Below are 20,400 nucleotides of genomic sequence, written 5' to 3'. Positions count from 1 at the left end.
AACACACGGAGTGACGGAGTCGATGAAGTACCTGGTCTACATACTCAAACGGCTGGTGGCCCTGATTCCGGTCCTGCTCGGGATCTCGTTCATCGTGTTCTTCCTGATCCGCCTGATTCCGGGCGATCCGGCGGCCACGCTGCTCGGCTCGCACGCCACCCCGGACGCGGTCCGGGAACTACGCGCCCAGCTGGGCCTGAACGAACCGTTGTGGAGCCAGTACCTGACCTTTCTCGGCCACCTGCTGAAGGGCGACCTCGGCTACTCCTACGTGTACGACAGCCCGGTCGGCGGCCTGATCGGCACCAGCCTGCCGGTGACGATCTGGCTGCTGGTCTCGGGGACCGTCTTCACGGTGCTGATCGCCGACAACATCATCAGGGCCGTGCCGATCGCGGGGCTCGGGCTGCCGGCGTTCTGGCTCGGCATCATGCTGATCCTGATCTTCGGGCTGAAGCTGGGGCTGTTCCCCGTGGCCGGGTTCGGCGACACGCTGGGCGCGCACCTGCACGGCATGGTCCTGCCGGGCATCACGATCGCCCTGACGCTCGCGCCGATCCTGATCCGCAGCCTGCGCGCCAGCATGATCGACGTGTTGAGCAGCGACTACATCGTGACTGCGCACGCCAAGGGCATCAGCACGTCACGGGTGGTGCTCGGCCACGCCCTGCGCAACGCGGCCGTGTCGTCCGTGACGGTCCTGGGCGTGAACATCGCCTACCTCACCGGGTCGACGCTCGTGGTCGAACGCGTCTTCTCGCTGCCCGGCATCGGGCAGCAGATGATCAATTCCATTCTCGGAAGGGACTTCCCCACCGTGCAGGGAATCACCCTGGTATTCGCGATCATGGTCGTGGTCGTGAACCTGCTGACCGACGTGGCGCACGCCGCCCTCGACCCGCGGGTCAAGCTCGCATGAGCGCGGCAACCAGCGTCGGTCCCATCGTCTCGGCCGTACCGGACGCGCGCCGCGGCGCACGCGGGCGGTGGAACGCGCCTCTCGTGGCCGGGCTGATCCTGTTCGCCCTCATCGTCCTGTGCGCGCTCTGCGCGCCCCTGCTGACGAGCTACGACCCGATCAAGCAGGACCTCGCGAACGCGTTCCTCGAACCCGGTTCGAAGGGGCACCTGCTCGGCACCGACTCGCTCGGCCGCGACGTGCTCGCCAGGCTGCTCTACGGCGCGCGGGTCGACCTCCAGGTCGGCGTGTTCGCGGTCATCTCGCCGTTCGTCATCGGCAGCCTGATCGGGCTGATCTCCGGCTGGTTCGGCGGCTGGGTCGACGCCGTCATCGGGCGCGTCGTCGACATGGTGATCGCGTTCCCGTTCCTGGTGCTGGTCATCGCGCTGGTGTTCGCGATGGGCCCCGGCACCACCAGCATCTACACGGCGATCACTCTCGTCGGCTGGGTGGCGTACTGCCGCATCGTGCGCGGCCAGGTGCTGGTCGCCAAGGAGCAGGAGTACGCGATGGCGGCCCGGGCCAGCGGCCTGCCGACGTGGCGCATCCTGATCCGGCACCTGCTGCCGAACGTCCTGCTCCAGGCGATCGTGTTCTCGATGAGCGACATCGTGCTCACCCTGCTGGCGATCGTCACCTTGGGCTTCCTCGGCCTCGGGGTGCCGCCGCCCACTCCCGACTGGGGGACGATGATCCAGGAGGGGCAGCAGTTCATCCTGACCAAGTGGTACATGTCCACGATCCCGGGCCTGGCGGTCGTCCTCACCGGCCTGGCACTGGCGCTGATCGCGGACGGCATCGTGGAGAAGGCGAACCGATGACCGAACCGGTGCTGGAGGTCCGCGACCTGCACGTGGACATCCCGCTGTCGCACGGCAGGCTGCACGCGGTCCGCGGGGTGTCGCTGTCGGTCGGCGTCGCCGAGTCGGTCGGGCTCGTCGGCGAGTCCGGCTCGGGCAAGAGCCTGACGCTGCGCGCGCTGCTCGGCCTGCTGCCCCGCCCGGCCCGCATCGTGTCCGGCACCGTCCTGATCGACGGCGAGGACGTCACCGGCCTGCCCGCCAAGCGGCTGCACCGCCGGCTGACCGACACGATGAGCATGGTCTTCCAGGACTCCCTGACGGCGCTGAACCCCGTCATGCGCGTGGGCGACCAGATCGCCGAGGTCCCGCTGCGCAGGCTGGGCAAGTCGCGCGGCGAGGCCAGGGCCATCGCGATCGACCTCATGAACAAGGTGGGCATCGCCGACCCGGAGCGGCGCTACGAACTCTACCCGCACCAGCTCTCGGGCGGGATGCGGCAGCGCGTCTGCATCGCGATCGCGCTGTCCACCAAGCCGCGGCTGATCCTCGCCGACGAGCCGACCACCGCGCTGGACGTGACGATCCAGGCCCAGGTGCTGCGCGTGCTGCGCCAGCTCAAGCAGGAGGAGCACGTCGGCCTGCTGCTGGTCAGCCACGACCTCGCGGTGGTCAGCCAGACCTGCTCGCGGCTCTACGTGATGTACGCCGGCAAGGTCGTCGAGTCGGGCGCGCTGCTCGACCTGATCGCCGAACCCAGGCATCCCTACACGTTCTCGCTGCTGCGCTCGGTGCCGGATCCCGACCACCGCGTCCCCCGGCTGCTGACCATCCCTGGCCAGCCGCCCGACCTCAGCGACGCGATCTCGGGATGCTCGTTCGCGCCCCGGTGCCCGTTCGCCGTGGACGCCTGCCACCACGAGGAGCCGTCGCTGGCGCCGGCCGGTCCGGGCGCCGCCGTACGCCAGAGCGCCTGCCTGCGGGTGGACACCGCGGCGGCCTGGAGCGAGATGGTCGCGGAGGAAGCGGTGAGCAAGCAGTGACTGCGGGAAACGAGATCCTCTCGGTCGAGGGCCTGGCCCGGCACTTCACGTCGCCCGTGTCGGTCACCGACCGCATCTTCGGCAAGAAGCCGACGGTGAACCACGCCGTCGACGGCGTGGACCTGGTCCTGCGCAAGGGAGAGACGCTGGGCCTGGTGGGCGAGTCGGGCTGCGGCAAGTCGACGCTCGCGCGCACCATCGTGGGCCTCTACCACCCCACCGCCGGCACGATCCGCTACGACGGCGAGACCGTGCCGGCCAAGCGGCCGCGGGCGCAGCAGCGCGCCATCCAGATGGTGTTCCAGGACCCCTATAGCTCGCTCAACCCCCGGATGACGGTCGAGCAGACGCTGTCCGAGCTGCTGAAATACCACAAGATCGTCCCGAGTAACAAGGTCGGCGAGCGTAACCGCGAGCTGATGCACCTGGTAGGGCTGCCCGAGCGGGCGCTGAAGCAGCGGCCGCGGCAGTTCTCCGGCGGCCAGCGGCAGCGTGTGGGCATCGCCCGCGCGCTCGCGCTGGAGCCCACCGTGCTGATCGCGGACGAGCCGGTGTCGGCCCTCGACGTCTCGGTGCAGGCCAACATCATCAACCTGCTCACCGACCTGAAGGAGACGCTGCACCTCTCGGTCGTCTTCGTCTCGCACAACATGGCGGTCGTCCGGCAGGTGAGCGACCGGATCGCGGTGATGTACCGCGGGCGCATCGTCGAGACCGGTGACACCGACACCCTGTTCGACGACCCGGTCCACCCGTACACCAAGCTGCTCATCGGCTCGGTGCCGCGGCTGGCCGAGGGTGCCGGCGGGCCGGTCGAGCCCGGCGAGCCTGAGCCGGTCGAGGTGGACGGGGCGACGGTGGCCGACCCGGCCGTCGTCGAGGAGGTCGCGCGCTCGGCGGCCCGCGACGGCACCACCCCGTGCCGCTACGCCGCGAGCTGCCCGGCCGTCGTCGCCGCCTGCGCCGCCGAACCGTCCCTGATCGTCGATCCCCGTGACGGCCGCCGTTCGGCGGCCTGTGTCCATGTACCAGAACGCGCTGAAAGAGTGATCGAGTGAGTGGCCCCATCGTCATCGGCAGTGAACGTAGCGAGGCGGGCCTCCCCGCGGCGATGGAGATCCTCGCCCGCGGCGGCTCCGCGCTGGACGCCGTGGAGGCCGGGCTGCGCCGCTGCGAGGACAACCTGGACGACCATTACGTGGGCACCGGCGGGCTGCCGAACGCCCAGGGCGTGGTGGAGCTGGACGCGTCGCTGATGGTCGGCTCGACCAGGGCCTTCGGCGCGGTCGGCGCGGTCAAGGCATTCCCCAATCCCATCTCGATCGCCCGGGCCGTGCTGGAGCGGCTGCCGCAGCACAGCCTGCTCGTCGGCGCCGGCGCCGAGCTGTTCGCCGAGGAGAACGGGTTCACCCGGGCGGAGCTGCTGACGGAGGAGTCGAAGAAGCTGTTCGTGTCGGCCCTCCAGCCGTCCGGCGAGTCGGTCGAGGGCGAGCAGACGGATGCCCAGGCCGGTGACGAGCTCTACCGGCAGGCCGCGCTGGAGCTGGTCAACCGCTTCGCCCCGCACGACGGGCCGTGGGGGACCATCAACATCCTCGCGCTCGATTTGTCGGGCGAGCTGGTCGTGGGCGTGTCCACCAGCGGCTACCCCTGGAAGTATCCGGGGCGGGTCGGCGACTCCGCCCTGCCTGGCGCCGGCAACTACGCCGACCTGCGCTACGGCGGCGCCGCCTGCACCGGCCGGGGCGAGCTGAGCATGCGCGCGCTCGGCGCCCGCGGCATCGTCGCCGACCTCGCACGCGGGCTCGACCCGTCGGCCGCGTGCCTCGCGATGCTGGCCGACGCGGCGACCCTGCCCGACGACTACCGCGCCGAGCTGCGCTGCCTGGCGCTCACCCCGGACGGCCGGCACGGCGCGGCGGCAAGCCAGAGCGGCTCTGTCTACGCGGTGATGACCGAGACCTCGACCGAACCCGAGCTGCACCCAAGGAGCGTGCTATGAAGATCTTCATCTCGTCCGACATGGAGGGCACGGCCGGGGTCGTCGACTGGGACCAGTGCATCGTCGGGGGAGCGCAGTACCCCTACTACACCGACCTCCTGACCGGCGAGATCAACGCCGCCATCGAGGGCGCGGCGCAGGCCGGCGCGACCGAGTTCCTGGTCAACGACGCGCACTCGAAGATGGCCAACCTGAAGCCGGACGCGCTCGCCGGGCGGGCCGGCTACCTGTCGGGCCGCTACAAACCGATGTACATGATGCAGGGGCTCGACGAGAGCTTCGACGCGATCTTCCTGGTGTCGTACCACGGCTCGATGGGCAGCAGGGGCTCGGTCCTGTCGCACACCTACTTCCCGACGGCGTTCGCCGAGGTCACCGTGAACGGCGTCGTCGCGGGAGAGGCGGGCATCAACGCGCTGGTGGCCGCCGCGTACCAGGTGCCGATCGTGCTGGTCTCCGGCGACGCGACGACCGCCGAGGAGACCGCGCGGTTCTGCCCGCGCATCGAGACGGCGGTGGTGAAGAGGTCGGTCTCCCGGTTCGCCGCCGAGTCGCTGCACCCGGCGGCGGCGAGAGACCTGATCCGCGAGCGGGCCAGGTCGGCCGTCGAGGGGCTGAAGGACGCCGGGCCGCCGGACATCGCCCTCCCCGTCACCCTCGGCATCTGGTTCCGCAGCAGCGACTACTGCGAGCTGGCCGCCAGGATCGCCGGCGTCGAGCGGACGGGCGACCTGTCGGCGACCATCACCGGCGACGATCCCCTGCGGATCTACCAGACCTTCATCACCGTCGTGCTGCTGTGCCGGGGTCTCGTCGAGTGAAGATCGTCGACGTTCTCACCCAGCCGGCCCGCGCCGGGTTCTTCGCGGACGACCAGGCGGCCATCAGGGCCGGCGCCGGGCACGACGGCTTCGCCTACACGGGCGACCCGCTCACGCGGGGCTTCACGGCGATCAGGCAGGCCGGCGCGGCGCTGTCGGTGCTGCTGCTGCTCGAAGACGGCTCGGTCGCCTACGGCGACTGCGCCGCCGTGCAGTACAGCGGCGCCGGGGGCCGCGACCCGGTCTTCAGCGCGGCGGCGGCTCGCCGCGATGTCGAGGAGCACCTCACACCGTTGCTGAGGGGCGCGGAACTCGGCTCGTTCCGCGAGCTGGCCGGTCGCGTGGAAGGCTGCCGCACCGCCTCGGGGCCGCTGCACACGGCCGTGCGCTACGGCGTCTCCCAGGCGGTGCTCGACGCGGTCGCGCAGAGCCGGCGGCTCACCATGGCCGAGGTCGTGCGCGACGAGTACGCGACCGGCGTGGACCTGGCGCCCGTGCCGATGTTCGCCCAGACCGGCGACGACCGGTACGCCAACGCGGACAAGATGATCCTCAAACGGGTCGACGTCCTGCCGCACGGACTGATCAACAACGTCGAGACCAAGCTGGGCCGCCGGGGTGAGCTGCTGGAGGAGTACGTCCGCTGGCTGGTCGGGCGGATCGCCCGGCTTCGCTCCGACGACGCGTACGAGCCGAGGCTGCACTTCGACACTTACGGCACCGTGGGCCTGGCGTTCGGCGGCGACGTCGAGGCGGTCGCCGGCTACCTGGCCCGCCTCGGCGACCTCGCCGCGCCGCACGAGCTGGTCGTCGAGCACCCGATCGACGCCGGCGACCGCGAGTCGCAGATCGAGACATACGTGCGCCTGCGGGCGGCCCTGCGCCGCCTCGGCTCGCCGGTCAAGATCGTCGTGGACGAGTGGTGCAACACGCTGGAAGACATCGAGATGTTCGTCGAGGCGGGCGCGGCCGACGTCATCCACGTCAAGACGCCCGACCTCGGCGGCATCGGCAACACCATCGAGGCGCTGCTGCTGGTGCGCGACCGGGGCCTGGTGGCGTACTGCGGCGGCACCTGCAACGAGACGGACCGCTCGGCGCAGGTCAGCGCCCACGTCGCGATGGCCTGCGGCGCCGGGCAGGTGCTGGCCAAGCCGGGTATGGGAGTGGACGAGGGGTTGATGATCGTGGGCAATGAGATGGCACGGGTGGCGGCGCTCGCCGCGGCCCGCCGGTCGGGCGGCGCGGTGACGGCGCGCGCCGGTCGGGAGGTGCTGTCATGACGGCGTCGAAGCTGCCGCTGTCGGACGTCAGGGTGGTCGCGATCGAGCAGTACGGCGCCGGGCCCTTCGGCAGCGTCCACCTGGCCGATCTCGGCGCGGAGGTCATCAAGATCGAGGACCCGTCGTCCGGCGGCGACGTCGGACGTTACGTGGTTCCCGAGCAGCACGGCGAGGACAGCCTGTTCTTCGAGACCTTCAACCGCAACAAGCGCAGCCTCGGCCTCGACATCTCCACCCCGGAGGGCCGGGCCGTGTTCGAGGACCTGATCAGGGTCAGCGACGTGGTGCACTCGAACCTGCGCGGCGACGTCCCGGCCAAGCTGCGCATCCGTTACGACGACCTCAAGCACCTCAACCCGGCGATCGTGTGCAGCTCGCTCAGCGGTTTCGGCATGACCGGGCCGCGCAGCGCGGAGCCCGGCTACGACTACGTCCTCCAGGGCATGGCCGGCTGGATGGACCTCACCGGCGAGCCCGACGGGCCGCCGACGAAGTCGGGGCTCTCGCTGGTCGACTACGCGGGCGGCCTGGTCGCGGTCGGCTCGATCCTGGCCGCGCTGCACGCCGCCCGGCGTGACGGGGTGGGCGCCGACTGCGACATCAGCCTGTTCGACACGGCCGTCTCGATGCTGACGTATCCGGCCGCCTGGCAGCTCAACGGCGACTTCGTGCCCAGGCGCACCCACCACTCGGCCCACCCGTCGCTCGTCCCGTTCCAGGCGTTCCCCACGGCCGACGGCTGGCTTGTGGTCGCCTGCCCGAAGGAGAAGTTCTTCCGCAGGCTCGCGGCGGCCGTCGGGCATCCGGAGTGGCCGGACGACCCCCGCTACGAGAACTTCGCGGCCCGCAGGGAGAACGCCGAAGCCCTGCTGGCCGAGCTGGAGAAGGTGTTCGCGACCGGCACCGGCGACCACTGGCTGGCTCTGCTCAGGACGGCGGGCGTGCCGTGCGGCCCGGTGAACTCCGTGGCGCAGGCACTGGACGATCCGCACACGCTCGCCCGTGGCATGGTGGTGCAGACCGAGCACCCCTACTTCGGAACGGTCCGCCAGGTCGCGAGCCCGCTGCGGGTGCGGCCGGGCGGTCCGGAGGAGCCGGCGGAGCGCCGGCACCGGCGTGCCCCGCGCCGCGACGAGGACGCCGACTACATCTACACCGAACTGCTCAAGTACGACGCCGAGCGTGCCGAGCGGCTACGCGCGGCCCGGCCGGGAGGGGAGCGATGATTCGGCCCCGGGACGGCGGGATGACCACCGGCCACCCGGCGCCCCTCAGGCGTCGTCTTCCACGGGCGGGCCCGACAGCAGCTCGGCCACCAGGTTCTTCGGCTCGATCTCCATGATGCTCAGCGACGTCTCCGTACGCTGCACGCCCTCGATCTGCCAGATGCGGTCCATGAGCAGCTGCCGCAGGTGCAGGTGGTCGCGTACGCGGAGCCGGGCGAGCAGGTCGATCGCGCCGGTGACGATGTCGAGCCCTTCGAGCTCGGGTATCAGGGAGAGCTTCTCGATGAGTTCTTTCTGCTGGTAGCCCTGTACGGCCGTGATGGTCAGGTAGACGGTCATCGGGAACCCCGCGGCGCTCCAGTCGAGGCGGACGCCGTAGCCGCGGATCACGCCGAGGCGCTCCAGGCGCGCGATGCGCTCTCTGACCGCGGGCGCGGACATCCCCAGCTCGCGGGCCAGCGCCCGCTGCGAGCGCCGGGAGTCCGTACTGAGCAGCACGAGTATCTGCCTGTCAACGTCGTCGAGCGGCACCGCCGGCACCGGCACCGGACCCTCGGTCAGGTCTCGTAGCGGAGCGGGGGAGGCGCTGGCGGTGGCGCGGCGTCTTGGGGGCATGGCGGGAAGGCTACCTCGCCGCAAGTACGCGAACCACGGTTCCCCCCAAGTCGATCGTACGACTTAACCGATCTGATGCATCTGAAGGGGGATGGACTGGTAATTGAGGGACGAATGGTTAGTATTGGCTCTGATCTCCTTACAGATGACCACCTTTCAGGCCGACATGGGTTTCACTTCGCAAACCGTCGAGCCGGGCGGTGCGTCAACCCCCAGAACGGAGTGTGCGGACCGGTGCGGGTCTTCGACAGCAACTGGATGCAGATCGCCGACTATCTCGAGCGCGACGATCGCATCGTGCTCCCGGTCGGCTCGACCGAGCAGCACGGGTACCTCTCGCTCGGCACCGACGCGCTGCTGGCCGAGCGGGTGTCGGTGGAGGCGGCCGAGCCGCTCGGCGTGCCGGTGCTGCCGGTCCTGCCGTTCGGCATGGCCCCGTACTTCACCGCGTACCCCGGCACCATGAGCCTGCGCATCAGCACCTACATCGAGGTGGTGCGCGACCTGCTGGACTGCCTGGCCGGTCAGGGCTTCCGGCGGATCGCGGTGGTCAACGGGCACGGCGGCAACGCCCCCGTTGCCGGGCTCATCCGCGAGTGGATCAACCGGCCCGGCGCCGACCGGGTCCAGGTGCTGTTCCACAGCTGGTACAACGCGCCGAAGACGGCCGAGGCGGCGAGCCGGTTCGACGACGACCAGTACCACGGCTCCTGGCTGGAGAACTTCGCCTGGACCAGGGTGGCCGGCGCCGAGATCCCCGGCGGCGCCGCCCCCGTCATCGACCGGGCGACGGCGAACAACGTGACGGCCGGGGAGATGAGGGCGCTCTCGCTGGACGGCAGTCTCGGCGGGGCCTACCAGCGAAGTGATGAGGACATGCAGATCGTCTGGGACGCCGGCGTGGCCGAGGTCCGCGAGCTGCTGGAGAAGGGATGGCTCGACCAGTGACATCAGGCAACGGCAGGATCGCCGTCGTCACCGGCACGGCACACGGGATCGGCTCGGCCATCGCGGCCGCGCTCGAAGCCGACGGCGTCCGGGTGCACGGCATCGACAAGGACACGGTGGACGTGACCGACTCGTCCGCGGTCGGCGCCTTCTTCGCCGAACTCGGCGACGTCGACATCCTGGTCAACAACGCGGGCGGGGTCGTCGGCCAGGTGCACCACCCGATCGAGGAGATCACCGACGACGACTGGGCAGCCGTGGTCGCGGCCAACCTGACCAGTACCTTCCTGTGCACCCGGGCGGTGGCGCCGGGCATGAAGCGGCGCGGCTCGGGCCGCATCGTCAACATCTCGTCCGGCGCCGGCCGCAGCGTCAGCCTGACCGGCATCCAGGCCTACGCCAGCTCGAAGGCGGGGCAGATCGGCTTCACCCGCCAGATGGCCCACGAGCTGGGCCCGTACGGCATCACGGTCAACTGCATCGCTCCCGGATTCGTCCTGTCGAACCCCACGACGATCAAGCAGTGGGAGAGCTACGGCGAGGAGGGCCAGGCCGCGCTCGTCGAAGGCATCGCGGTACGCCGGCTGGGCGCGCCCGGGGACATCGCGCACGGGGTGCGGTTCTTCGTCTCCGAAGCGTCGTCCTGGATCACCGGCCAGACCCTCTCGATTGATGGCGGACATGCTCTCTTTTAACCCTGCCGACGCCGAATACCTCGACGAGCTCGCCGGTTACGTCGCGGTGCCCAGCGTGAGCCGCGACGCCACCGAGGAGACCATGCGCTCGGCCGCGGAGTGGCTCGCGGGCCGGCTCTCCTTCGCCGGCGGCCGCGTCGTCGCCACCTCCGGGCACCCGGTGGTGCGGGGCGAGTGGCTGGGGGCTCCCGGGGCGCCCACCATCCTGGTCTACGGCCACTACGACGTGCAGCCGACCGGCTCGGAGGCCGAGTGGCGCACCCCGCCGTTCGAGCTCACCGTCGACGGCGACGTGATCCGCGGGCGCGGGGTCACCGACGACAAGGGCCCGGTGTTCATCGTGCTCAAGGTGGCCCAGGCGTTCATCGCCCAGGAGGGCGCGCTCCCGCTGAACGTCAAGTTCCTCTTCGAGGGCGAGGAGGAGATCGGCAGCCCGCACCTCCCGGCCTACCTGCACGAGCACGCGGACGAGCTGGCGGCCGACCTCGTGATCTCCGCCGACGGAGCCATGTGGCGGCCTGGCGAGCCGTCGCTGTCGATCGCCTCCAAGGGCCTCGTGACCCTGGACATCGAGGTCACGGGCGCGAACGCCGACCTGCACTCCGGCCGGTTCGGCGGCACCGTGGCCAACCCGCTGCACGCGCTGTCCGAGATCCTGGCCGGGCTGCACGCGCCCGACGGCCGGGTCGCGGTCGAGGGCTTCTACGACGGCATCCCCGAGCTGAGCGATGAGCGCCGCGCGGCCATCGCGGCGGTGCCCTTCGACGAGGACGGATACCGCGCCGGCCTCGGACTCGACCACGTCTTCGGCGAGGCCGGCTACAGCACGCTCGAACGACTGTGGGAACGCCCCACGCTGGAGATCAACGGAGTCTCCGGCGGCGGGAAGTACACGGTCATCCCGCACACCGCGCGCGCCCACATCTCGTGCCGGCTGGTGCCGGGGCAGCGGCCGGAAGCCGTGCTGCGGGCGATCACCGACCACGTGCTCGCCCACAAGCTCACCGGAGTGAGCGTCGCGGTCCACCCCGACGAGGGCGGCGTGCCCGCGTACACGATCTCGCCCGGCCACCCGGCGATCCGGGCCGCCGGCGCCGCGCTGGAGCACGTCTACCCGGGCCAGGACGTGCTGCTGGCCGTCATCGCCGGCACGCTGCCCGCCACGGCGCTGTTCGAGGAGGTGCTCGGCGCGAAGACGCTGTTCTTCTCCTTCTCGACCGCGGACGAGAACCTGCACGCCCCGAACGAGTTCATGCGGATCTCGCGGCTGCGCGAGGGCATGCGCGCCTGGGAACAGTTGTGGCGGCTGCTCGCCGACGGGCCGCATCGGCTGGCGCCGGTCTCGCGCGACGGGTCCGCGCGATGACCGGTGAGCCGTACCGGTCCTACGGTTACCTCACCCCCGGCGAAGACCTCCCCGAGTTCGAGCTCGCTCCCGAGTTCGGCCGCCTCCCGCCGTACGACGGCGGGCTCGACGCGGCAGAGCGGTCGCGGGCCGCGCGGCTGCTCCGCGACAACATCGTGATCAGCCTGCACGACCATCCGGTACGCTTCCCCGCCGACATGCGCCAGACCCCGGAGTACAACCGCACCGGACGACAGCACACCGCGTTCGCCGGGCTCCTCGCCTCCGGCATGACCGTCGTGTTCGACAACATGATGGACGGCACCGCCTGCGTCACCGGCAACGCGCCGTGGCGCTGGCTCGACGTCATCACCGACCTCGGCATGCGCCAGGCCGACATCGCCCACCAGGGCGACGTCATCGTGGTCAGGAACATGGCCGACATCGAGCACGCCCACCGCACCGGCAAGGTGGGGCTGCTGTTCGGCCTGGAGGCGGCCACCCCGATCGAGAACGAGATCGACCGGCTCGACGTGCTGTACGGCCTCGGCCTGCGGCAGATCGGCATCGCCTACTCCGAGGCGAACGCGCTCGGCAGCGGCCTCAACGAGAGCGTCGACGGCGGCCTGACCGGCTTCGGCCGACGGGCGGTCGCCAGGATGAACCAGCTCGGCCTGGCCATCGACATCTCGCACTCCTCCGACCGGACCGGCCTCGACGTCTGCGCCGCCAGCGAGCGTCCGGTGTTCATGACGCACGCCGGGGCGCGCGCGGTCTGGGACACGCCGCGGATGAAGCCGGACGACGTCCTCCGCGCCGTGGCCGAGACCGGCGGCGTCATCGGGATGTCCGCGGCGCCGCACACGACACTGTCCGAGGCGCATCCCCGGCACGACATCCTGTCGGTGATGGACCACTTCAAGTACTGCGTGGACCTGGTCGGCATCGAGCACGTCGCGTTCGGGCCCGACACCCTCTACGGCGACCACGTCGGCCTGCACACCGTGTTCGGGCACCTGCTCAAGGTCGGGGCCGCCGCCCCCGGAGGCCCCTCCTTCGAGAAGGTGGAGTACGTGGACGGCCTGGAGAACCCGACCGAGAACTTCGGCAACATCTGCGGCCGGCTGGTGCGCGACGGGTTCTCCAACGACGAGATCGCCGCGGTGCTGGGCGGCAACATCCTCAGGGCCCTCGACCGCATCTGGGCCCTGCCGTGACCCCCTTTGGAGTGAGTGGTGGCTGACAACACCCCCGCGGCGGCACCGAACGACGAGCTGGCCCGGCTGAGCGCGGAGTTCTTCCAGGTCAAGCATGCCGCCGACCCGTTCAGCGCCACGCTGCTCGGGGTCTCCGGCTTCGACGGGCTGGTGCCCGACCCCAGCCGCGAGGGCTCGGCGGCCGTCGCCGCCGAGATCTCCGGCATCGAGCGGCGGCTGGAGGCCGTCGACCCGGCCGGCCTGAATCCGGCCGACCGGGTCAATCACGCGGTGCTCGGCCGCCTCGCCTGGGCGACCAGGTCGGACCTGGAGCACGCTTTGTGGGAGAGCGGGGCCTCGGCCGACGGCTACTCCGCGCCACAGGCGATGATGTTCATGTCGGTCCCGGCCGCGTCCGTCACCGACGCGGCGGCGGCCGAGCACTACATCCGGCGGCTGAGCGGCCTGCCCGCGTTCATCGACGCCATCCTCGACCGCTACCGCGCGGCGAAGGACGAAGGACGCATTCCCACCCGCGTCGGCGTCGGCCAGGCCATCGACCAGCTCACCGGCCACCTCGCGCTGAGCCTGACCGACGACACGCTGCTCAGCCCGCGCCTGCCGGACGACGTGGACCGCGACCGGGTCAGGGCACGGGCGGCGGAGATCGTCGACGGCTCCGTCCGGCCCGCCATGCGACGCCTGCTGGCCGGCCTGCGCGACGAACTGCTGCCGGTGGCCCGTCCCGACGACCGGGCCGGCATCCGGTTCGTCCCGGGCGGCGAGGAGGGCTACCGCGACGCGGTGCGGCGGCACACCACCACCGGCCTGTCGCCGGAGGAGATCCACCAGATCGGGCTCGACTGCCTCGCGGAGCTGCGGTCCGAGTGGGCCGAGCTGGGCGGCCGAGTGCTCGGCACGAGCGACGTGGCGGAGATCCTCGCCCGGCTGCGCGACGACCGCTCGCTGCGTTTCACCGACAGCGCGCAGATCGTCGACACGGTCACCGGGGCGCTGCGCCGCGCGGAGGAGGCCCGCGACGACTGGTTCCCCGCGTACGACATCGCCGGCTGCGTCATCGAGGAGATCAACCCGATCGAGGCGGGCAACGCCGCGCTCGCCCACTACCGGCCGCCGGCCGGCAACGGGTCGCGGCCGGGCGCCCACTGCGTGCTCACGACCGACCCGCAGGAGCGGTTCGTGTACGAGTACGAGGCGCTGGCCTTCCACGAGAGCACGCCGGGGCACCACCTCCAGATCGCCTCCGCGCAGACTCTGACGGACCTGCCCGAGTACCGGCGCTTCCTCGATGCCGAGGTGTGCGGCTACGTCGAGGGATGGGGCCTGTACAGCGAGCGGCTGGCCGACGAGATGGGCCTCTACACCTCCGACCTCTCCCGCCTGGGGATGTTGTCGTTCGACGCGCTGCGGGCCTGCCGCCTGGTCGTCGACACGGGCATGCACCACCTGGGCTGGTCGCGCGCGCAGGCCATGCGGTTCATGTGGGACAACACCGCGACCACCCGCGCCAACGTCCGCAACGAGATCGACCGCTACATCGCGTGGCCGGGACAGGCGCTCGCCTACATGATCGGCCGCCGCGAGATCCGCCGCCTGCGCGACCTCGCCCGGCAGCGGCTCGGAGCCCGGTTCGACGTTCGCGCCTTCCACGGCACGGTGCTCGGCAACGGCGCGGTACCGCTCGGCGTGCTCGACCAGATCGTGTCCGACTGGATCGACCACGTCGACGCCGCCTGACGTCCCCCTCTTCGCAAGGAGTTGCCAGTGTACGTAGACATCAACGGAGCGCGCCTCAACGTCGAGGTGCTCGGCCGGGAGGGCGCGCCGGTGCTGATCGCCCACCACGGCGGCGGCGGCATCGGCTCGCTCGCGGAGCCGAAGTCGACCTTCGGCCCGCTGTCCGACCTGTTCCGCGTCGTGGTGTTCGACGCCCGCGGCTGCGGGCTGAGCGAGGGCGTGCCACCGTACTCGCATGCCCAGTGGGCCGCCGACGTCGACGCGCTGCGCGAGTGGGCCGGCGCCGAGAAGATCGTGATCGCCGGCGGGTCGTACGGCGGGTTCATCGCCATGGAGTACGCGATCGCCTACCCCGACCGGGTGAGCGCGATGATCCTGCGCGACACCTCGCCGGACCGCACCAACCTGGCCGTCGCCACCGAGAACGCGCGCAAGCAGACCCGGGTGAAGCTGAACTGGGAGAACTACGAGCGTTACTGGAGCGGCAACATCCGCGACGACGAGGACCTCAAGGCCTGCTGGGCCGAGCTGATCCCCCTGTACGACTTCGAGTACGACCCGGTCGCCGCCGCCGCGCGGGTCGAGGCCGGCAGCTACCGCCACGAGGCACACAACTGGTGCTTCCAGCACAACGCACCGATCTACGACATCAAGCCGCAGCTCCCGTCGGTCACCTGCCCCACCCTGGTCACCGTGGGCCGCGCCGACTGGGTGACCCCGGTGTCGTCGTCCGAGACGATCGCCTCGCTCATCCCGAACTCGAAGCTGGTCGTCTTCGAGAAGTCCGGCCACTCGCCGCAGACCGAGGAGGCCGAGCTGTTCCAGCGGACGATGCGCGACTTCCTGGCCGAGGCGCTGCCCGAGATCGCGGCGGTGCACCGGTGATCACCCGGCGCACGCTCGACATCCCCGAGCTCGACCTCGCCATCCCCTACTTCGACATCCAGGGGCGCGCGGACGGGCCGCGGCTCACCGTGCTTTCCGGCGTGCACGGCGCCGAGTACGCCTCGATCGCCGCTGTCCGCGAGTTCGTCCGCGACCTCGACGCGGGCGCCGTCTCGGGGCGGATCGTCGTCGTGCCGGTGGTGAACGTGCCGGGCTTCTGGGCCAGGGCGCCGTTCGTCGTCCCGGCCGACGGCGAGAACCTGAACCGCAACTTCCCCGGTGACCCGGCCGGCACGTACACGCAGGTGCTCGCCCATCACGTGTACGAAACGTTCGTTCTCGGCTCCGACTACCTGGTCGACATGCACGCGGGCGACGTGCCCGAGGCGCTCGAACCGTTCACGATCTTCGAGGAGTCGCCGGTCGAGGCCGCCTCGCTCGACCTCGCCACGGCCTTCGGGCTCGGACACATCGTCCGGCAGGCGGCGGCGGCGCGGACCGTCGCGGGCAGCACCTGCGCGGCGGCGGCCGACGCCGGCATCCCGGCGATCATCGCCGAGTCGGGTCAGAACGGCCTGCTCGACCGGGCGGCGATCGACCGGCACCTGGCCGGGCTGACCAACCTCGCCAGGTCGATCGGCGTGCTGGACGGCGAGCCGTGGCCGGCGCGCGAGGCCCGCCGCCACGAGGGCTGGCACTGGCTGCGCACCGACCGGGCCGGCTGGTGGGAGCCCGCGGTGTCGGTCGGGGAGTCGGTGCCGGCCGGCGGGCTGCTCGGGACCATGGCCGACGTGTGGGGCGAGGTGTTCGCCGAGATGCGGGCGCCCGAGGCGGGCACGCCCCTGTTCCTGACGAGCAGCCCGGCCGTCTCCGCCGACGGTCTGCTGCTCGGCCTCGCCCGCGACTGAACGCCACGGGGCCGTGCTCCGGCGGGAGCACGGCCCGAGGCCGGGTCAGCCGAACATGCCTTCGCATGGGCAGTCCTCGAGCTGCCGGGCGGCGGTCACGGCGCGGTCGCCGCAAGGGGTCAGCCCCGGGGACTGGTGTGCTCCCGGGGCTGTACGGATACGTCTCGGTTATGTCGTGGTTACCGCTTGGTGCACAGAGCGGTGTCCATCGCGTCGATCACGTGCTGCATGGTGTCCGGGGTGGCGGGCAGCGCGGTGACGGCGACGGTGGCGGCCCGGCCGTCCTCGGTCACCCCGTTGCGGGTCTCGTAGCCGTCGATGTCGCCGCCGTGGCCCCACGCGACGCCGCCGCAGGTCAGCGGCATCTTCACCAGGCCCAGCCCGTACTCCCAGCCGGCCGGCATCCCGGTGGCCTTCACCGTGTGCTGCATCGCCGCCAACTGCGCCGGCTTGAGCAGCTCGCCGCCCAGCAGCGCGCTCATGAAACGGTTGAGGTCGCTCGGGGTGGCGATCAGCTGCCCGGCCGCCCACGCCCGCGACGGGTCCTGGTCGGTGACGTCGACCAGCGTGCCGCCAGGCTTCTCCGAGCCGTACCCCTGCGGGTGACGCCCGCGGATCGTCGCATCCCCCTTGGCCGGCCAGTACGTGTGGTGCAGCCCGATCGGCTTGATGATCCGATCGGTGATCGCCTCAGCCAGCGGGCGGCCGGTCACCTTCTCGATCAGCAGACCGGCCAGCACATAGTTGGTGTTGCTGTAGGCCCAGCTCGTGCCCGGCGCGAACGACGCCTCGTGCGCGAACGCCACCTTCAGCAGGTCCTGAGGCGAGTAGTAGGCGTCACGGGCAGTGAAGACGTTCGGCATCCAGCGGACATAGTCCGGCAGGCCGCTGGTGTGCTGCAACAACTGCCGCACCGTGATCTTGCTGCCGTCGATGCCCTGACCGCGCACCACCTTCGGCAGGTACCTCTCCACCGGCTCGTCCAGGCTCACCTTGCCCTCCCCGACGAGCTGCAGCACGACCACGGCGGTGAACATCTTGGTGTTACTGGCGATCCGCACCCGGCCGTCGACCGGGACCCTCGCCTTGGTCGCCAGATCCGCGACCCCGGCGGTGTAGTAGCGCATCCGACGCCTGCCGTCCTGCACCGCGGCCAGCGCCGCCGGGAACCTGTCCTTGCTCACCAGCGCGTCCAAACTCTTCTGCACCGCGTCGGGCCGGTGGTTGCGCTTCAGCTCATCCCGCATCTCGGCCAGCTTGGAGGACAGGTCCTCGTCCGGGCTCTGCCGCACCACGTTCGCGCTGCGGTCAAGGCCGGTAGCCGCGGCGGCCGGCGTCCCCGCCACGACCAGCCCCGTCAGCCCGGTCAGCACCGCCGCTGCCAGAACCCGCACGCGCCGGGGGGACTTCGACTCGGAAGAGGTACGCGACATGGGGAAACACTCCTGATTTCTTGGTGAGGGGTTGTCCGCTTCGGACATCACCAAGCATGTCGGTGGACGGCACCCTTGATCCATCCCGTGCACTGCAGCGCTCAAGGTACGGCCAGCCCTACCCCCGGGCAACGGCTGACAGGAAGGTACAGCGCCGTCCGGCGACCGACACGCCCGCGCGACGACTTCGATCGGTGCCCTCGACATCGCGCCCCCCGGTTACGAGGCGCTCACCACATCGAGGTCGGGCCGAGCCCTTTCCGAATCCGAACATAGGATCTATAAAACGGCTTCACATGGCACCCAGCAGGAGTTACGATCATGCTCCAGGTCGGCCGGATTGATCACTCGGGCCGATTCTCCATGCTGACGAGGGCGCCGTGAAGGACGCCCCTGACTGGACGAGGAGATCAATTATGAGGCGCACAGCGATCGCGTTAGGCATCGGCTTGGGCCTGCTGGGATCCACCGTCGTCACCGCACCGGCTCAGGCCGCGAACGTGGTGACCACCCCTCTGGCCGCCACTACGACGACCGCTCGGCAGGTCGCGACGTTCTGGCTCACCGACGGGGCCGCCAACCTGAAGAATGCCACCCCCTATGCCGTGCAGACCGTGGTCCACGGAGAACGCTTGTCCAACCCCGTCGTGCAGGACGGCAAACCCGGCCAGGTCTCGCCGGTGACGAGCCCGGTCTCGACGACCGCGAAGTCGCCCACGACCTCGGGCAAGGTGTTCTTCGTCGGCGCCGACGGTCAGCCACACTGGTGTACGGGCACCGCCGTACAGTCGCAATATCGCAACCTTGTCGCCACGGCCGGCCACTGCGTGTACGACATCCAGCGCTCTGACACCATGTTCGACAAGTGGGTCTTTGTTCCCGGCTACTCCGAGGGCACGACCCCGTGGGGCCTGTACGTCGGAAAGCAGGTCTCCGCCCATTACGACTTCGACGCGTACACGGACTACGACCGCGACTTCGCCTTCGTGAATGTGTACAGCGGCGTCGTCTCCTCCTCTGACGGCGTGCTGACCAACAAGGGAAGGCTTGGCGACAACGTCGGCGGGCAGGGCTTCTCCTGGAACCAGCCGATCGGTTCCTCCAGGGACGTCTTCGGCTACCCGGCCGGCGCCAACCCCGACGGAACCAAGCCCTACACCGGCGAGACCCTGGAAGGATCCACCGGGCCGACGTTCACCATGACGCTTTCCGATCTCCCCGCCGACCAGCCCATCGGCGTTGACTCCCCATTCCCCGGTGAAGGCTCCCTCGGCTCCTCCTGGCTGGAGCGCTACAGCAACGACGTGGGCGTCGGCTACCTCAACGGCATCACGATCAGCGTCTCCGACACCGACGGCGACAACCGTTACGACACCGGTGTCTCGCCATACTTCGACGCCCAGACGAACGAGATCTACCGGGCTGCCGCCAACCTCTGGTCCGGTTCCATCCTCATATAGACGGCCGACGCCGTGCCCCGCCGCACCCGCCCACCCGGGCGGGCGCGGCGGGCCGCTCATCCGCTGAAGCGGGCCGGATGGCCCCGCGGCCTGCGTCTGGCGGTCTCCCGCTGGCCAGCAGGCGGGCCGACGTGGTTCTCGCCGGTGCGCGTCCGCGGACCGGCGAAGACTCCTACGTCGTCGTCGAGCTCACGCAATGGAGCCGTGCCGAGCCCTCCGGGTCGGGCGAGCATCTGGTCATCGTGGACGGCGTGCCGGGCGGTGAGACGCTCCACCCTGTCGAGCAGGTACGCCGGTACTGGGAGTACGTGTGCGGCTTGGGTAACGCGTCAGCGCCAGAAGAACACCAGCGCGGTGAGGCCGAGGCTCAGTGCCACGAAAGCCGGTGTTCTGGGGTGGCGGGCGGCCTCCCGGTGCGAAGAGATCACCAGCGTGGCGGCCAGGGCCAGCGCCGCCAGCACGTGCAGGCCGTACCACAAGACGATGGGGAGCTTGCCCAGAACGGTGCCGGACAGCAGGTCGTCGGCGGATCCGTAACCGGCGAGTCCGCCGAGCAGGCCCAGGCCCAGGCCCAGCAGCGCGGGCGCGTACCGGAAACGGCCGAGCAGAGCCCACACGACGGTTCCCAGCACGAGCAGGACCGAGGAGCTGTGGTGCAGTTGCCGGATGAGCAGGCCGCCGCGCACGTCGAAGCTGATCTTCAGGACGGAGTCGTAGGCAGCGCTCATCGGGACACCTCGTAGCGGCTCGTAGCCGCCGTCGTACGACACCATCTCGCCGTCGGGGGCGTAGAAGAAGGCCAGGAAGCCGCCAGTGAGCAGGACGACCACAAAACAGTAGATGAGCATCTCGCCGACCAGCTGCCTCGCCCGCTCCATTCGGCATATTCCACCACAAAACCTTTGCTGGCCGTACGTAGTGATCCATGCGGCTGATGGTGTCTCCGAATCCGCGCAGATAGGCGGCATCACAAAGTTGCCTGATGGTCATTCCGGTCGCGATGTGATCCTTGGTGATGACT

At 70.4% G+C, this 20,400-nt stretch carries 19 protein-coding genes; 16 read left to right on the top strand and 3 right to left on the bottom strand.

The window, feature by feature from the left end; all coding sequences use genetic code 11:
* The first annotated feature begins 22 nt into the window (after window positions 1-22).
* From ACFLIM_RS27845 to ACFLIM_RS27810, 8 genes are read left to right on the top strand one after another with little or no spacing between them, the layout of a single operon-like run.
* Window positions 23-919 carry an ABC transporter permease gene (locus ACFLIM_RS27845; RefSeq protein ID WP_393170371.1) on the top strand — a complete coding sequence of 299 codons (897 nt, stop codon included), beginning with the start codon at window positions 23-25 and terminating at the stop codon, window positions 917-919.
* On the top strand, window positions 916-1,782 hold the full coding sequence (locus ACFLIM_RS27840; RefSeq protein WP_393170369.1) for an ABC transporter permease: 867 nt from the start codon (window positions 916-918) through the stop codon (window positions 1,780-1,782). The genes ACFLIM_RS27845 and ACFLIM_RS27840 overlap by 4 nt, the downstream gene beginning before the upstream one ends.
* Entirely contained in the window at window positions 1,779-2,804 is a 1,026-nt protein-coding gene (locus ACFLIM_RS27835; protein ID WP_393170367.1) for an ABC transporter ATP-binding protein, read from the top strand. The genes ACFLIM_RS27840 and ACFLIM_RS27835 overlap by 4 nt, the downstream gene beginning before the upstream one ends.
* Window positions 2,801-3,862 carry an ATP-binding cassette domain-containing protein gene (locus ACFLIM_RS27830; RefSeq protein WP_393170365.1) on the top strand — a complete coding sequence of 354 codons (1,062 nt, stop codon included), beginning with the start codon at window positions 2,801-2,803 and terminating at the stop codon, window positions 3,860-3,862. The genes ACFLIM_RS27835 and ACFLIM_RS27830 overlap by 4 nt, the downstream gene beginning before the upstream one ends.
* On the top strand, window positions 3,859-4,806 hold the full coding sequence (locus tag ACFLIM_RS27825) for a N(4)-(beta-N-acetylglucosaminyl)-L-asparaginase (protein ID WP_393170364.1): 948 nt from the start codon (window positions 3,859-3,861) through the stop codon (window positions 4,804-4,806). Before ACFLIM_RS27830 ends, ACFLIM_RS27825 begins: the two co-directional genes overlap by 4 nt.
* Window positions 4,803-5,627, top strand: a complete 825-nt coding sequence (locus ACFLIM_RS27820) for a M55 family metallopeptidase (protein ID WP_393170362.1) — start codon at window positions 4,803-4,805, stop codon at window positions 5,625-5,627. Before ACFLIM_RS27825 ends, ACFLIM_RS27820 begins: the two co-directional genes overlap by 4 nt.
* Window positions 5,624-6,910: a methylaspartate ammonia-lyase gene (locus ACFLIM_RS27815; protein ID WP_393170360.1), complete on the top strand. Its 1,287-nt coding sequence runs from the start codon at window positions 5,624-5,626 to the stop codon at window positions 6,908-6,910. The genes ACFLIM_RS27820 and ACFLIM_RS27815 overlap by 4 nt, the downstream gene beginning before the upstream one ends.
* Entirely contained in the window at window positions 6,907-8,136 is a 1,230-nt protein-coding gene (locus tag ACFLIM_RS27810; RefSeq protein WP_393170358.1) for a CaiB/BaiF CoA transferase family protein, read from the top strand. The genes ACFLIM_RS27815 and ACFLIM_RS27810 overlap by 4 nt, the downstream gene beginning before the upstream one ends.
* Window positions 8,137-8,181: 45 nt before the next feature.
* Here ACFLIM_RS27810 and ACFLIM_RS27805 read toward each other — a convergent pair whose 3' ends face one another.
* Window positions 8,182-8,751 carry an Lrp/AsnC family transcriptional regulator gene (locus tag ACFLIM_RS27805; protein WP_393170356.1) on the bottom strand — a complete coding sequence of 190 codons (570 nt, stop codon included), beginning with the start codon at window positions 8,749-8,751 and terminating at the stop codon, window positions 8,182-8,184.
* A 234-nt stretch (window positions 8,752-8,985) separates the two neighbouring features.
* Between ACFLIM_RS27805 and ACFLIM_RS27800 the strand changes: the two genes are divergently transcribed.
* The 7 genes from ACFLIM_RS27800 to ACFLIM_RS27770 are packed head-to-tail and all read left to right on the top strand — an operon-like array spanning window position 8,986 to window position 16,486.
* Window positions 8,986-9,699 (top strand): creatininase family protein, encoded by a 714-nt coding sequence (locus ACFLIM_RS27800; protein WP_393170354.1) that lies wholly within the window; start codon window positions 8,986-8,988, stop codon window positions 9,697-9,699.
* The gene (locus tag ACFLIM_RS27795) at window positions 9,684-10,394 is read left to right on the top strand and encodes an SDR family NAD(P)-dependent oxidoreductase (RefSeq protein WP_393170353.1); all 711 of its coding nucleotides are present in this window, start codon (window positions 9,684-9,686) and stop codon (window positions 10,392-10,394) included. The genes ACFLIM_RS27800 and ACFLIM_RS27795 overlap by 16 nt, the downstream gene beginning before the upstream one ends.
* The gene (locus ACFLIM_RS27790) at window positions 10,381-11,760 is read left to right on the top strand and encodes a dipeptidase (protein ID WP_393170351.1); all 1,380 of its coding nucleotides are present in this window, start codon (window positions 10,381-10,383) and stop codon (window positions 11,758-11,760) included. Before ACFLIM_RS27795 ends, ACFLIM_RS27790 begins: the two co-directional genes overlap by 14 nt.
* Entirely contained in the window at window positions 11,757-12,956 is a 1,200-nt protein-coding gene (locus ACFLIM_RS27785; RefSeq protein ID WP_393170349.1) for a dipeptidase, read from the top strand. Before ACFLIM_RS27790 ends, ACFLIM_RS27785 begins: the two co-directional genes overlap by 4 nt.
* Before the next feature lie 18 nt (window positions 12,957-12,974).
* Window positions 12,975-14,693 carry a DUF885 domain-containing protein gene (locus ACFLIM_RS27780; RefSeq protein WP_393170347.1) on the top strand — a complete coding sequence of 573 codons (1,719 nt, stop codon included), beginning with the start codon at window positions 12,975-12,977 and terminating at the stop codon, window positions 14,691-14,693.
* A 27-nt stretch (window positions 14,694-14,720) separates the two neighbouring features.
* Window positions 14,721-15,578 carry an alpha/beta fold hydrolase gene (locus tag ACFLIM_RS27775; protein WP_393170346.1) on the top strand — a complete coding sequence of 286 codons (858 nt, stop codon included), beginning with the start codon at window positions 14,721-14,723 and terminating at the stop codon, window positions 15,576-15,578.
* Complete coding sequence (locus ACFLIM_RS27770) at window positions 15,575-16,486, top strand: succinylglutamate desuccinylase/aspartoacylase domain-containing protein (protein ID WP_393170344.1); 912 nt, start codon at window positions 15,575-15,577, stop codon at window positions 16,484-16,486. Before ACFLIM_RS27775 ends, ACFLIM_RS27770 begins: the two co-directional genes overlap by 4 nt.
* A 179-nt stretch (window positions 16,487-16,665) precedes the next feature.
* Here ACFLIM_RS27770 and ACFLIM_RS27765 read toward each other — a convergent pair whose 3' ends face one another.
* Entirely contained in the window at window positions 16,666-17,919 is a 1,254-nt protein-coding gene (locus ACFLIM_RS27765) for a serine hydrolase domain-containing protein (protein ID WP_393170342.1), read from the bottom strand.
* A gap of 416 nt (window positions 17,920-18,335) precedes the next feature.
* On the opposite strand from ACFLIM_RS27765, the gene ACFLIM_RS27760 reads away from it, so the two are divergent.
* The gene (locus ACFLIM_RS27760; RefSeq protein ID WP_393170340.1) at window positions 18,336-19,379 is read left to right on the top strand and encodes a trypsin-like serine peptidase; all 1,044 of its coding nucleotides are present in this window, start codon (window positions 18,336-18,338) and stop codon (window positions 19,377-19,379) included.
* Between the two features lie 329 nt (window positions 19,380-19,708).
* Here ACFLIM_RS27760 and ACFLIM_RS27755 read toward each other — a convergent pair whose 3' ends face one another.
* The gene (locus tag ACFLIM_RS27755; protein ID WP_393170338.1) at window positions 19,709-20,257 is read right to left on the bottom strand and encodes a hypothetical protein; all 549 of its coding nucleotides are present in this window, start codon (window positions 20,255-20,257) and stop codon (window positions 19,709-19,711) included.
* Window positions 20,258-20,400: the final 143 nt, after the last annotated feature.

It is taken from the genome of Nonomuraea marmarensis (assembly GCF_043197025.1).
In the GTDB taxonomy this organism is placed as follows: domain Bacteria; phylum Actinomycetota; class Actinomycetes; order Streptosporangiales; family Streptosporangiaceae; genus Nonomuraea; species Nonomuraea marmarensis.
Note: the sequence above shows the minus strand (reverse complement) of the source record. Positions and strands in the feature narration are given on the sequence as shown.